The sequence below is a fragment of the Luteolibacter ambystomatis genome (assembly GCF_018137965.1).
Classification (GTDB): domain Bacteria; phylum Verrucomicrobiota; class Verrucomicrobiia; order Verrucomicrobiales; family Akkermansiaceae; genus Luteolibacter; species Luteolibacter ambystomatis.
This window is the reverse complement of the sequence record NZ_CP073100.1, coordinates 3826844-3840577: the sequence shown is the minus strand read 5'-3', so window position 1 is coordinate 3840577 and position 13734 is coordinate 3826844. Positions and strand designations below refer to the sequence as shown.

General features: G+C 61.8%; 9 protein-coding genes and 1 pseudogene. 6 read left to right on the top strand and 4 right to left on the bottom strand.

What is annotated here, in order from left to right:
- Positions 1 to 155: 155 nt before the first annotated feature.
- The 6 genes and pseudogenes from KBB96_RS14705 (at position 156) to KBB96_RS14680 (ending at position 9060) form a co-directional block, all read left to right on the top strand.
- Entirely contained in the window at positions 156 to 5243 is a 5088-nt protein-coding gene (locus KBB96_RS14705) for a PVC-type heme-binding CxxCH protein (RefSeq protein ID WP_211630202.1), read from the top strand.
- An 81-nt stretch (positions 5244 to 5324) separates the two neighbouring features.
- Positions 5325 to 6707 carry a basic secretory protein-like protein gene (locus KBB96_RS14700; protein WP_211630201.1) on the top strand — a complete coding sequence of 461 codons (1383 nt, stop codon included), beginning with the start codon at positions 5325 to 5327 and terminating at the stop codon, positions 6705 to 6707.
- 273 nt (positions 6708 to 6980) lie between these two features.
- Positions 6981 to 7310, top strand: coding sequence for a hypothetical protein (locus KBB96_RS14695; RefSeq protein WP_211630200.1), 330 nt, complete (start codon positions 6981 to 6983; stop codon positions 7308 to 7310).
- On the top strand, positions 7307 to 7663 hold the full coding sequence (locus KBB96_RS14690) for a LamG-like jellyroll fold domain-containing protein (protein ID WP_211630199.1): 357 nt from the start codon (positions 7307 to 7309) through the stop codon (positions 7661 to 7663). Before KBB96_RS14695 ends, KBB96_RS14690 begins: the two co-directional genes overlap by 4 nt.
- Before the next feature lie 18 nt (positions 7664 to 7681).
- Positions 7682 to 7960, top strand: a pseudogene (locus tag KBB96_RS14685) (discoidin domain-containing protein); the annotation flags it as partial.
- Positions 7961 to 8403: 443 nt separating this feature from the next.
- On the top strand, positions 8404 to 9060 hold the full coding sequence (locus KBB96_RS14680; protein WP_211630197.1) for an EF-hand domain-containing protein: 657 nt from the start codon (positions 8404 to 8406) through the stop codon (positions 9058 to 9060).
- Positions 9061 to 9276: 216 nt separating this feature from the next.
- Here KBB96_RS14680 and KBB96_RS14675 read toward each other — a convergent pair whose 3' ends face one another.
- From KBB96_RS14675 to KBB96_RS14660, 4 genes are read right to left on the bottom strand one after another with little or no spacing between them, the layout of a single operon-like run.
- Positions 9277 to 10188, bottom strand: coding sequence for a ThuA domain-containing protein (locus tag KBB96_RS14675; RefSeq protein WP_211630196.1), 912 nt, complete (start codon positions 10186 to 10188; stop codon positions 9277 to 9279).
- A gap of 56 nt (positions 10189 to 10244) precedes the next feature.
- Complete coding sequence (gene speD / locus KBB96_RS14670; RefSeq protein ID WP_211630195.1) at positions 10245 to 10628, bottom strand: adenosylmethionine decarboxylase; 384 nt, start codon at positions 10626 to 10628, stop codon at positions 10245 to 10247.
- A 54-nt stretch (positions 10629 to 10682) separates the two neighbouring features.
- Complete coding sequence (locus tag KBB96_RS14665) at positions 10683 to 12206, bottom strand: flavin monoamine oxidase family protein (protein ID WP_211630194.1); 1524 nt, start codon at positions 12204 to 12206, stop codon at positions 10683 to 10685.
- On the bottom strand, positions 12199 to 13728 hold the full coding sequence (locus KBB96_RS14660) for a polyamine aminopropyltransferase (RefSeq protein ID WP_211630193.1): 1530 nt from the start codon (positions 13726 to 13728) through the stop codon (positions 12199 to 12201). Before KBB96_RS14660 ends, KBB96_RS14665 begins: the two co-directional genes overlap by 8 nt.
- Positions 13729 to 13734: the final 6 nt, after the last annotated feature.

The window sequence follows — 13734 nt, the reverse complement described above, 5'->3', positions numbered from 1 at the left end:
GGGCCTGTTCTTTGTAGCGGGCTCCTTCATCGCCTCCACCGGGGAAATGTGATAGATGAATGTGCCTGTTGATCGTTCGCCTTGAGAAACGATCCGGTGTACTCCGCGTATCCCACCCAATGCATCGGGACCTTCCCGGCAGACGCTTTTCCATCATGAAACGGCTCTTTATTCTCCTCATCGGACTGGTTCTGGCTGCGACCGTGCAGGCGGCGCCGCTTCGCGTCTTCATCCGGGGGGGAGACAAAACCCACGGACCGAACGCGCACGAGCACGATAAGTTCCTCAACGAGTGGAAGCCGCTGCTCGCTTCCCGTGGCATGGTGGTTGACGGCGCCAAGAATTGGCCGACCGCCGAGCAGCTCCGCAACACCGACGTGCTGGTGATGTATGCCCAGAACGGTGGCAATGCGGCACCCGAGCAGAAGGCGAACCTGGCGGAGTTCACCAAGCGCGGCGGTGGTATCGTGGTGATCCATACTGCGGCGGTTTCCGATGACCCGGCGTGGTGGAAGTCCGTGATCGGCGGCTCGTGGGTGGAGGGAAAGACCAAGTGGAAGGAGGGCCCGATGGATCTCTACTACGTGGAGAACCAGCGCATCGAAGGCCAGCATCCGATCACGAAGGGCGCTTCGAACTTCCACATCGATGATGAGATCTACTACGACATGGATCTCTCGCCGGACATCCGCGTGCTGGCCACCAGTTACACGCCGAAGGTTCCGGAAGGAAAGCGGCCGGCAGAAGGAGGCAAGGCGAACGTCTATGACATCCAGCCACAGATGTGGGCTTACGAGAAGGACAACTACCGCGCCTTCGTGAGCATCCCCGGCCACTTGTGGGGAACATTTGAAAAGCCGTTTTACCGCGCGGTGTTGTTGCGTGGCATCGCATGGGCAGGCAAGCGTCCGAACCTCGATGAGTTCTGCAAGCCGGAGGAGATCAGCTCGCTGACCTATCCGGAAGGTGGACCGCAGAAGCCGGAGGAGACGCTCAAGAACCTGGAGGTCCATCCGGATTTCAATTTCAAGCTGATCGCCGCCGAGCCGCTGATCACCAAGCCGATGAACTTCGATTGGGATGCCTCCGGCCGCATGTGGGTGGCGGAGACTCCGGAGTATCCGAACGGTCGCCGCGGCATGCGCCCGGACTATCGCGGCAGGGAGTGGAAGGATCACGGCGGCGTTGATCCCGATCCCGGCCAGCAGAACCGCAAGGCCATCGACAAGATTTCCATTCTCACCGACACCAATGGAGATGGCGTGATGGACAAGAAGGAGGTCTTTTACGAGGGCCTCGAACTGGTCACCGGCCTCGTCTTCTATCAGGACGGCGTGATCGTCACCCAGGCCCCGGACATCCTGTGGCTGCGCGATACCGATCATGACGGCAAGGCGGACAAGGTGGAGAAACTCTTCACCGGCCTCGGCACCGGTGACACCCATGCGGTGATCAACAACCCGCGCTGGGGTTGGGATGGCTGGATCTATGCAACCCAGGGTTACAGTGGTTCCGACCATGTCTTGAACGCGAAGGGGGAGAAGATGCCGGTGATCGGCAGCGGCGTGGTGCGCTTCAAGCCGGACGGCTCGGTGATCGAGCAATACTCGTCCAAGGGCGGCAATACCTGGGGTCTCGAGATCACCGGTGACAACCGCGTGATGTGGACCCAGCCGACGAGCGGCGAGCTGCTGATGCAGACCGTGCTGCCGGAATACGCGCTGGCACGCGGCAAGGTCGGCAAGACTGCGAGCTATCACGTGGTCGAGCCTTCGAAGAAGACCTTCCCGCTGATGAGCTGGGAGCAGCAGGCTTATCGACAAATCGACTGGGTCGGTTCCTTCACCGCGGCGGCAGGCTGCGTGATCTATGACGGCGGCTCGTGGCCCGCGGAATACAAGGGCGACTACCTGACCACGGAGCCGACGATCAACATCGTCCACCACGCACGTCTCACACCGGAAGGTTCCAGCTACACGTTCCACAAACTGTCCGGCCGGGAGGAGACGGAGTTCATCCGCAGCAAGGACATGTGGTGGCGTCCCGTCGAGGTGCGCGTGGGTCCGGATGGCGCGGTGTATCTCGCCGACTTCTACAACCAGGCCGTCATTCACAACGACACCCGCGGACCGGATCATAACAAGGTGAACGCCGCCGTGCGTCCCGACCGCGACCACTACTTCGGTCGCATCTGGAAGATCGATCACAAGGAAGCCACCAAGCTGACCGTACCGGATCTAGCCAAGGCCACGCCGGTGCAGATCGCTGCCGCGCTGGATCACCCGAACCGCGCGGTGCGCCTGCTGGCCAGCCGCCTGCTGATCGACCGCCAGGAAAGCAAGCCGGAGGTGATCGCCGCCATCCAGGCGCAGATGGAAAAGGGCAAGTCGTCCGACACCCGCATCGCCGCGATGTGGACGCTGCACGGCCTCGGCGCGATCAAGCCGGGAGTCATCGAGACCGTCATGACGGATGCCGATGCCGCCGTGCGCCGCAATGCCGCGGGCGTGGTGGAAGCCGCCGGACAGGGCGGGGGAGCCGCCTTGTTGAAGCTGATCGGAGATTCGGAAGCGCCGGTGCGTCTCGCCGCTCTGCGTGCCGTGGCCGCGGTTCCCGCCACCGATGCGGATGCCGCCGCCATCCTCAGCCAGTGGGCGAAATTCGATGATGATTTCCAGCGCAGTGCCGCACTCGGCGCGCTTGCCCGCGATCCGGCCTCGGCCATCGCCGCGTTGCTGGACACTACGGATGCATCGCTCGCGCCACTGGCTTCGCAGCTTGCCCAAGGTCTTGCTGAAAAGAACGATACCGCCGCTGCGGCAAAGCTCGTCATCGCCCTCGCTTCCAAGCCTGCTTCCTCCGATGCGATGAAGCGTGGCATTCTCGATACGCTCGTCCGTTCGCTCAAGGCTTCGCCGGAGGTGAACCCGCCGCTGGCCAAGGCGCTCGATACGCTGTTGCTCAGCGGTGCCGGTGGCAGCACCCTGCCGCTCGCCGCGAAGTGGGACAAGGCGGGCGTGCTCAAGCCGTCCATCACCAAGTTGACGGCGGAGTTGTTCAAGCGTCTCGAAGGAGGCACCGACGACCAGAAGCTGGCTGCGGCCCGTACGCTCCTGGATCTGCGCGCCGAGCAAGCCGTGGAGGCTGTGTTCAAGGCCCTGAATGGTGAAGGCACCCCCGCGTTCAAACGCGAACTGGTGCTTGCTCTCGGTGACAGTGGCGACGCGCCCATTGGCGGTCCTCTTGCCGCGTCGCTGGGCAAGCTGCCCACCGAGGCTCAGGCCGCCGCATTTGAAGTGCTGCTCCAGCGCAGCGACCGCGCGCTCGCCCTTCTGGATGCGCTTTCGAAGAAACAGGTCGATGTGGCGATCTTCGGCCCGGCCAATCTCGCCCGCTTACGCACCTATCCGGATGGCGAGATCTCCAAGCGTGCCTCGGCCATTCTCGATGAACTGATGGGACCCTCCCTGAAGGCCAAGGGCGAGATTCTCGCGAAGCTCTCGGCGGTGGTCGAACAACCTGGAGATCCGGTGAGAGGCAAACAGCTCTTCACCGCCACCTGCGCCATCTGTCACAAGTATGGAGACGAAGGCGCGGACATCGGGCCGGCCCTCACCGGCATGGGTTCGCATGGCATTTCCGAACTGCTCACGGCCATCGTTGATCCGAACCGTGAGGTCGATCCTTCCTTCGCCGCTTGGAACATCGAGACCAAGGATGGTCGTTTCCATGCTGGAATCATCGCTCGCGAGAATCCCGCCAGCCTCGTGTTGAAGAGTCTCGCCGGACAGGAGGAAATCCGCATCGCGGACATCAAGAGCCGCGTGAACACCGGACGCTCGCTGATGCCGGAAGGTCTTGAAGGTCTCGGCGGCGAATCGCTTCGCGACATCCTCGCTTATCTTTGCGGAACGGACGCGGCGAGGTATCGCACGCTCGATCTGCGTGGCGTCTTCACCGCGGACACGCGCAAGGGCCTCTATCAATCGCAGGCCGCCACGGGGGACACGTTGGTGTTCCGCAAGTATGGTACTCAGGAAATCGAGAAGGTTCCCTTCAATGTCATCGATCCCGGCAAGAGCACCAATGGCAACAACATCCTCGTCCTGAAGGGCGGCGGTGCGGGCACGTTCTCTGCAGGTCTCGCGCGGAAGGTTGAAGTGAAGACTGGCGGCTTCAAGGCGAACCGTCTGCATTTCCTCGGTGGGGTCACTGGTTGGGGCTATCAGGGTGGCGGCGATCCTTCGCCCGTGATGAAGGTGACCGTCTTCTACGCCGATGGTGGAAGCGAGGAGCTGGTGTTCCAGAATGGCATCGAGTTCGCCGACTACTACCGTCGCACCGATGTGCCAGGCTCGAAATACGTGGATGTGCTCAGGGATCACCAGATCCGCTTCTTCAGCAAGCAACTCAAGCGCGCCGGCCCGATCGACCGCCTCGCCATCGAAAGCTTCGCCACCGGTGCCGCGCCGACCTTGGCCGCCATCACCGCCGAGCTCGCGGATGCCAACGCCGCACCATTGCCCGCACCAACCGCTGCGGTGAACACCAAGCCGGGCTTCAAGCCGCAGTTCAACGATTCCGTGCCGGTGCCTCCGCTCAGTGCCAAGGGGCCGCGCGTGCTGCTGGTCGGCGGTGGCAGTTCGCATGACTTCGTGAAGTTCTTCGGAGACACCGACAAGGCCACGCTGGAACCAGTCGTGGGCTGGGTTGGCTTCACCCAGAATGCCAACGGACTCGCGGATATTCTCAAGAACGTGGACGTCCTTGTGTGGAGCGCGAATCAGGCGATCTCCCCGGAGACCCGCAAGCTTCTGATCGATTTCGCCAACTCCGGCAAGGGCATCGTCGCCCTCCATCCAGGCACCTGGTATGCATGGGAGGATTTCCCGCAGTGGAACAAGGAGATCATCGGCGGCGGCACCCGCGGTCATGACGCTCTCGGTGCCTATCCGATGAAGGTCGTGAATTCCAACCACCCGGTCACCAAGGGCGTCACCGCGGAATTCCAGATTGTGGACGAGCTTTACAATTACATCCCGGACCCGCAGGCCACGCCCATCGCAGTACTGGCCACCGCGACCAGCCCGAAAACCGGCAAGACCTTTCCACAGGTTTTCATCGTGAAGCATCCGAAATCCCGCGTGGTCGGCATCACCCTCGGCCACGACGAGCGCGCCCACAATCTGCCGGAATACCGCACGCTCCTCAAGAACTCCGTACTGTGGTGCGCGGGAAAATGAAGAAGGAGAGAGGCGATGTTAGATAAAACCGCCATCCGGTTTCGCTGCACGATTCGCCGGTGGAATCCCGGTGCATTGCTTATGAATCATTTGCACACTATTGTTACCCTGCCGTTCGGTCGTCTGACGGCCGCCTGTCTCATCGCCGCCGCTTCATCCGCCTTGGCCGCGGACCCCGCGCCGGAGATCAAGGTCACCACCGGGCGTAGCGCCACGGATGCCGCTTTCAAGATCGGCGGCATTCCGGGCATCGCCACCAACGATGCCGCCACCAAGGCCTCGTTGAAGATCGTCTCCGGCAATGCGGATCCGAATTGCGGCGTGCTGGATGTGATCCGTGACGGGCGCGGGCCGAATGACGAGGACGCTCCCGGGAACAACTTTTTCTTCAGCGGCCCGGGTGGCCGTCTCACGATGGATCTGGGAAGCGTGATCGACGTGAAGAACGTGGCGAGCTTTTCCTGGCACCCCGGTCCGCGTGCGGGCCAGGTGTACAAGCTTTACGGTGCCGATGGTGCTGCCGCAGGCTTCCAAACCGAACCCGGCCAGGGAGTCGATCCGGCCACCGTCGGCTGGAAGTTCATCACGGAAGTGGACACCCACGACAAGGGAACGGGCCAGCAAGCGGTCTCGATCGCCACGGCAAGCGGCGCTCCGCTTGGCAAATTCCGCCATCTGTTGTTCGACATCCGGGCCAACGCGGATCCGAGCGGCCACGGCAACACTTTCTTCAGCGAGATCGATGTGATCGATGCCAACGGACCGGAGCCGAAGTACTACGAGCGCGTGGTCAGCACGTATCACTCGAAGGATGGCAAGTATCACTTCATCCTCGATGCGACGGAGGCACCGGACCTGGCGAAATGGTGCGAGGAGAAGCTGATGCCGGTGATGGAAGAGTGGTATCCGAAGATCATCGGCATGATTCCGGTGGACGGCTACACGCCGACGGACACCATCCGCTTCACTCTGAAAAATGCCACCACGCTGCCCGGCCACGCCCAGGGCGTCCCCGGTTATGCGACGGGAAACTCGATCACGCTGAACGCCACCTTCATGCGCCAGAATGCGACAGGAGAAGCGATCGGCTGCGCGGTGCATGAGATCGTCCACATCGTCCAGTTCGGCAACATGGGCCGGACCAACATCCCGCGTCCCCCCACTTGGTTCACCGAAGGTCTCGCCGACTACATCCGTTGGTTCCTCTACGAACCGCAGAGCAAGGGAGCCGAGATCACCAAAGGCAATGTCCGCAATGCCAAATACTCGGACAGCTACCGGGTCACCGCCAACTTCCTCGACTGGGTGGTGCGGACTTATGACAAGGATCTCATCCGCAAGATGAACGTGGTCACCCACACGGGCTACTCGGAGGATCTTTGGAAACAGTGGACCGGAAAGACCCTGGAAGAGCTCAATGCGGAGTGGAAAGCCGGAAACCTGAAACGTCTCGGAATGGAGTGACACGGATATCTGGTGCCACCTACATCGTTCCCGGAGCCCACTACTACGGCGTGAGCAACGGCGGCGTGTATCAGAACTGGCAGCCTTGGAGGATCAGCTCGGACCCGGCGAAGAATCCGGTGGAAGGAGATCCGGCGTTGCTGGGAGGGAAGCTGCATGTGTGGAACGATCAAGGGCCGACGGGCTATACCATGACGGAGATCGCGGGCCTTGCGTTTCCCAGCATGCAGGTCTTCGCTGAAAAATTGTGGGGCACCAAGGGCGGGCGGTCTGGTGCTCGATTTGCCCGGCGAACATGTCCTCGCTTCGGTGGATGCGCGGGAGTCGCTCGCGTTTGCCCGTGGCCGGGCGGATCTGGAATGCCCTTGGACCTTGACGATGGAGATCCGGAAGACGGCCGTCACGGACAAGCGGGGAGTGATCCTTTCTTCCGGGCAGGCGGAAATCTGTTCGGACTATTCGCGCATCGAAACCCGGAAAATGAAGGGCCCGGATGGGAAGGAGTCCACGACCAAAGAAACGGTGGAAGGGATCGGTGTGGTGCGTGCCGTAGGTACGCCGGGCAAGGATCCGGCATTGTCCTACACATTGCAGATGACGTGAGCCGCGTTTACGCGCCAGCTCCGGCGAAGGATCCGTGGGTGAAGATCGCCATCGTGGGGGACCAGCGACATACGACGGTTTTCGTAAATGGCGTGAAAACCGGCGAGAGCAACAACCAGATGTTGTGTCCGCTCGCCCTGTTGGGCAGCCCCAACGGCAATTCATTTGTCGGAGTGATCCGGAATTTGAAAGTCTTCAACCGCGTTTTCACCGCCAGGGAGATCGGTCGCGCGACGGGTTTGGACTTGCCGGACAATCTGGCCGATGGACACACGGCGAGCGCGTCCGCTTCGGACAGCGAACATGATCTGGTGCCGGAAAAAGCGGTGGACGGAGATGCATCCAGCCGCTGATCCTCCGGGCAGACCAAGGCGGACCAATGGCTAGTGGTGGATCTCGGCGAAGCGAAGGAATGCAATACCCTCGATATCGCGTGGGAAACAGCGCGTCCGGCACGGGTTGAGGTGGAGATTTCGACCGATGGCGGGACATGGAAGCAAGTGGCCGCAGCCAAGGTGGGGGGCGACCGGACCCGCATCGGATTCCAGACCATCAAGGCCCGTCAGGTGCGGGTCGTGATGAAGGAGCCCGTGACCGTGTGGGGCTATTCGGTTTTCGAATTGGAAGTCTTGAAGCGTGCCGGCAGGTGATCACTGAAGCTCTTCGCCCGCGTCCGGGTGGTGGTATCGCCGTGATCCGCCAAGGCATCGGCTTCCAGGTTTGTGGCGGGCCTCGGGGGAGGCCTGCCACGGGGTGCAATGCATGCGCCGGTTCTGTTCAAAGGGGACCAGAGCCGGCGCAAATCACCCCGGCTGCAATAGGCTCAACTTTTTCCCAACTCACCTCCCCGCTACCGGATTCGTATGGTCAGCTCATGACCCGACCCGGCAATCCTGCCAGTGTCCGGCTCCGGTGGGAGGTCGACACGGAAGACCATGGCATGCGTCGGTTGGTCCTTTGGAGCGACCGGCGCATGTCATTTTCCCTGCTCCGCCTGCTTTCTCCTCATACTTGATTCCGTCCCATGAGGTTACTATCCGCCCTCACCCTGATTTGAAGCGCGCGCCAAGGTTCTGAACACGAAGGGCGCCTGGTGCGCGTTCTGGGTACAATCACCGACGGCGTGGAGACCGGCCGCCTGACGAAAGCGCCGATGTCCGATCGTCCGCAACACTTGATCCTGTCATGCGAGGTGGAGAAATGGCGCGGTAAGATCGAGGAAGCCATCCTGCCGGATGCATTCACCATTGACTATGTCCGCGTCTGGCAGACGCCCGCCCAGATCGAGGCCGATGCCAAGCGCCCGGAGATCCTTTCCCCGGGCCGGGCGAAGTATCTCTTGGAACGCATGGGCTACTTCAACTGGCTCGACAAGAACAAGGACCGGCAGCTTGCGCCGGAGGAGTTTCTGAGCGACCGCAAGGACAAGATCGACGGCGAGAAGGAGTTCGGGAAATTCGATAGGAACAAGGACAAGTTGCTCAGCCTCGAAGAATTCCTCTTCTCGGGCAACAAGCCCATCCCGAATCTCGAGCAAGCGATTGCGGACGTTCTGGCGGAGGACAAGCCGCGCCGTGAAGCCGCGTTCAAAACCCTGGATCGGGATCAGGATGGCAGCGTTACCAAAGAGGATTACCTCGCTCCGGAGAAGGAGCAGCAGCGGGAAAAGGCAGGGCAGCTCTTTGACAAGTACGACAAGGACAAGAACGGCAGCCTTGGTCTGGAGGAGTTCATCCGCGAGGGCAGATGATGAAGAACGGGGCGAATTGCCCTGTTCTGCGTTGATCTCCGTTCTCGCGCGGAGCAGCAGTCCATCCTCCATTCCGGACCATGGGGGCATGGATGGATGAGAGGCTCCTTGGAGCGAAACCGGTTGTCCGCTTTTGGCAAGCGAAGAATGATTGCAATAAAAACGGCCGGGATTCCTCTCGGCCGTTTTGGTTTCAGAACTGTTGGAAAACCCGGCTTACTTCTTTCCCTTCGGGTCGAGGTTGGCCTGCATCTCGGCGTCGGTCGGGGTCTTGGACGGCACGCCCTTGGCCGGGACTTCGAGGCCGGTGGTCCAGACGATGGCGTTGAGCACCACGCGGCGGAAATCGTCGTTCTGCCAATTCTTGTGGAAGTGGCCGCCGGTGAAGCCGAAGGAGCGACCCTTGCCCACGGAGTCCGGACGCTCGTAGACCCACATCGTGTGCTGGGGTTCCTTGCGTTCGGTCACGGCGGCGCGGACCTCCGGATTGCCTTCATGCGGGCCATCCTTGCGGGTGAGGGTTTCCGGGCCCGGCAGTGCGGTGAGGATCGGGGTGACACCGGCCATCTTGTCGCGGAAGCGCATGTGGTAGTACCACTCGTCCAGCATGCTGAAGTTCGAGATGCCACGGGTAACGGCGTGCTTCGGCAGCGTGTAGGAGGCGTTCCAGTGCGGGTTCACGGACCAATCGGTCTCGAAATAGCCGCCCACGAGGTCGAGGAAAGTATTGCCCGCTTCGCCCTTCGGGATTTCCACCGCATAGTGGATGCAGCCGATGCCGACTCCGGCCTTGGCGAAGGCCTTGAGTTCATCGAGGTGCTTGAAAGCCGGGTGACCGCCACCGCCGTCCGAATAGATGACGATGGCCGAAGCCCCATTGAAAACGGACGTGTCCTGCGGCCAGCCGTTGTCCACCACGGTGGCCTGGACCGGCAGGCCGCTCTTGTTGAGCTGATCGGCCAGCAGCATGGAGCCGGCGCGGTGCTCATGTTCGCCCGGGCCGTGGCTGGGACGTCCGGCGACGAAAACGATTTTCTTCTTGGCGTCCTCGGCCTTCGCCGTGTTGGCGAGCGGGAGCAGCGCGGTGACCGCGCCTGCGATGGCGAGCAGGGAGTTTCTCAGGTGCATGAATAGAACAGATGAGTGGGTTGTGAGAGGGATACTACGTGGGAAAAGGGGAAAAATTACCCGTCTTTTTTGCCGCAATCCGTGGGAGCGCGGTGGACGTGCAATCCCCGCTCCCGTGGGTCGATCCGCCGCCATTCCGCGCCCAACCATGCGCCGAGGCGGACAATGACGGCTTCCTGATCGAGCGAGGGACTGCATGAAAAGATGTCCACGGCGGCGAACCGGTGCTCCGGCCAAGTGTGGATGGCCACATGGCTCTCCGCGATCACAACCACGCCGCTCAGGCCGTGCGGACTGAACTGATGGAAGACATCCGTCACGTAGGTCCCTCCGGCGGCAGAGATCGCTTCCAGTAGCACGGTGCGCAGGCCCCCGGGATCGGTCAGGCGGGCGGAGTCGCAATCGTGGTAGTCGATCAGGGTATGCCAGGCGAGGGTCATGAGAGAGGATTTCAAAGATCAAATTTGAGATTTCAAATCGGATGAGGGAGGTCGTTAAACGGAGAGAATGGTCCGGGACGCTTCGTGACCCCAATGGCAGGCTTCTTCAAAAATGGACAGGCCGCTCATGTCGCTGTGGGCGAAGTGAATTTTCCCGAGCGTTTCTCGCATCCGGGCGCGTGTTTCGCCATGAATGACTCCGGGCAGCGGGCGGCTCATGGCGTGGCCCCACAGCCAGATGTCGAGGTGGGTGAGATGATCCCGAAGGTCCGGATGAGGTCGCTCCAGATCGGTGAGAATGCTTTCACACCAGCTCTCGTAGCTGGTTTTCAGCGCCTCTTCTCGTGCGGCGGGGGGCGGCAGGTGATCGAGCGGCTGGTAGTAGGTGATGACCGTCGGTCCCTGTGCCGGATAGAGGCTCTGGTGGGTGGCGACCACGTATCCCAGCGCGCGGCTGTCACGCAGGACATTGTCCCATGTTTCCGAGATGGGGCCGGTGAGTGTGAGGTTGGCCACCATCCATGGCGAGTAGTCGGGAGCCGGACTGGTGGCGAGTTCCGGGACGAGATGCTTCGCGATGAAACGCGGAGCCGCGCAGACGATGGCATCCGCCTGCCAGGCGAGGCGTTTGCCGGTGGAGGCCTCGATGGCTTCCACGCGTCCATCCGGAGTGAGGCGGGTGACCAGATGACCTGTGAGAATGTCGCCGTCGAGTTGTTCGCGCAGGCGGTTCACGATCCAGCCATTGCCCTCCGGCCAGGTGAAAAGTTCCTGTGAATCCCGCGAGGCGAAATAGTGGATGCCCGCCCATGCGGAGACGAGCGAGATGCCCGCGCCGTAGTCATCGCGGCAGCCGTAGTTGATGTGCCACAACAGCTCGGGACTGGTGAAACCTTCGCGCTGCAGCCACTCCGCCATCGTGATCGCATCGAGTGTGGTGAATTCCGGATCGCGCGAGCTGTGATCCACCGGAATGGCGAAGGCGCGCTTGTTATCGCTGCCGCGGCGGGACTTGTAGGTCTCCATGCGGGCGAAGAAGCGTTCGATCTGCTGCCGTTCTTCGGCAGAGATTCCATAGGATGGCACCAGGCCATCCTGCCAGTGGCCGCGGATCCATAGTCGCTCGGAGGGATCGTGGCAGAGGGTTTCCTCCTTCCACGCGCCGGGCTTGCCGAGACCGAGTTCCGCAAGCAGCGCGCACACATCGGTCATGTCTTCGGACGGCACCGGCACATAGTGGGCACCCCAGGGATAAGCGGATGTGGCATTGCGGCTGCTGCTAGCATTTCCGCCGACGTTGGCTTCCAGTTCGATCACCTTCACGCGTCGTCCGGCTTGCTTGAGCCGCAGCGCGGCGATCAATCCGGACATACCGCCACCGGCGACGATTACATCCGCGGTTTCCGCCTGCACCGGTGGACCAGTCATCCCCTGCCGCAGCAGGTGGCCGGTTTGATGGGAGGCTCCGACGATGCCGCCGGTCCAGCCACGATCACCGCCGGCACGCGTGGTCCGACCGCACGCGCCGAGCGTGAGCGATCCGGCGAGAAACACGCGGCGGCTGATGCGGTCATTCATAGCGCCCCCATTCCTCCTCGAAGTGGCGCACGAGGATCTGGTTGTTCAGCCGGTTCACCCCGGCGGGCACCGCGGACATGTCCGGAGGAAAGCGGAAGCACTGCACCAGCGTTTCCGTCGTGAGGTAACGCAGTCCTTCCGGCAAGGCATGCGGCGATCCATCGGTGAGGGTGGCAGGTTCAGGCGCGGCGAGAATGAATCCCCATTCGCCGAACGATGGCACGTAGACGTGATAGGGCGCGGTACTGTAGCCGCAGGCGCGCAGAGTTTCATCCACACACCAGAAGGACTTCCGCGCCGCGAGCGGTGACGTGCATTGGATCGAGATCAGTGCGGAAGGCGAGAGCACGCTACGGAGCTTCTCGTAGAAGGCGGTCGAGTAGAGCTTGCCGATGGAAAAGTTCGAAGGATCAGGGAAGTCGATGATTGCGGCGTCGAATTTCAGGCCGCGCTTGGCTGCCTCTTCCAGCCAGGTGAAGGCATCGGCGTTCTCAATATGGAGCTTCGGTGAGATCAGCGATCCGGCATTGAGCGTGGTGAGCAGCGGTTGTCGGGAAAACAGCCGCGTCATTTCCGCATCGAGGTCCACCAGCGTGATGCCTTCGACCGCGGGGTAGCGCAGGACCTCGCGAGCAGCGAGGCCGTCGCCACCGCCGAGGACCAGCACCTGCTTCGGCTTTTCGATCCGCGACAGCACCGGATGCACCAGCGTCTCATGGTAGCGGTATTCGTCGCGTGAGCTGAACTGGAGATTGCCATTCAGGTAGAGCCGCAGGTCGTCACGATGACGGGTGAGGATCAGGCGTTGGTAAGGACTGCTGTGGGCGAAAATGATGTTCTCGTTGTAGGCGGATCGTTCCGCCCATGCCTGCCAGTGGTCGGCTCCCGCGAAGCCGGCGCCGAGCAGCACGATGGAAAGAATGCCGCCCGCCCACAGCGCGCGCTGGCGTTCCAAGCTCGCGCGCAGGAAATGCAAGGCCAGCAGGCCGACACCTGCATTCAACAGCCCGAACAAGAACGAAGAGCGGACCAATCCCAGTTTTGGCACCAGGATCAGCGGGAACAGCAACGAGGCCGCCAGCGCGCCGATGTAGTCCAAGGACAAGACGCGGGACACCAGGTCCTCGAACTTCAACTGATCCTTCAGCAATCGCAGAAGCAGCGGAATCTCCAGCCCTACCAGCGCGCCAGTGATGAACACCAGCCCATAGAGCAGCACGCGGAACGATGCCACCTGATCGAACAGTGCGAACAACAGCAGCGCCGAAAACCCACCGATCAGACCGATCAGGAACTCCACCCGGATGAAGGTGGCGAGCACCTTGTCTTTCACGAACTTCGACAGCCACGAGCCCACGCCCATGGCGAAGAGATAGACACCAATGACGGTCGAGAACTGCGTGACCGAATCACCGAGCAGATACGACGCCAGCGTGCCGGCGATCAGCTCGTAAATCAGCCCGCAGGTGGCGATGGTGAAGACCGATGCCAGCAGCAGCAGGCGCATGCCGCGCGATTCCATCCGCGG

Coding starts and splice junctions, on each gene's coding strand:
- KBB96_RS14705 (WP_211630202.1), top strand. CDS start 156: ATGAAACGGCTCTTTATTCTCCTCATCGGACTGGTTCTGGCTGCGACC.
- KBB96_RS14700 (WP_211630201.1), top strand. CDS start 5,325: ATGAATCATTTGCACACTATTGTTACCCTGCCGTTCGGTCGTCTGACG.
- KBB96_RS14675 (WP_211630196.1), bottom strand. CDS start 10,188: ATGCACCTGAGAAACTCCCTGCTCGCCATCGCAGGCGCGGTCACCGCG.
- speD (WP_211630195.1), bottom strand. CDS start 10,628: ATGACCCTCGCCTGGCATACCCTGATCGACTACCACGATTGCGACTCC.
- KBB96_RS14665 (WP_211630194.1), bottom strand. CDS start 12,206: ATGAATGACCGCATCAGCCGCCGCGTGTTTCTCGCCGGATCGCTCACG.
- KBB96_RS14660 (WP_211630193.1), bottom strand. CDS start 13,728: ATGGAATCGCGCGGCATGCGCCTGCTGCTGCTGGCATCGGTCTTCACC.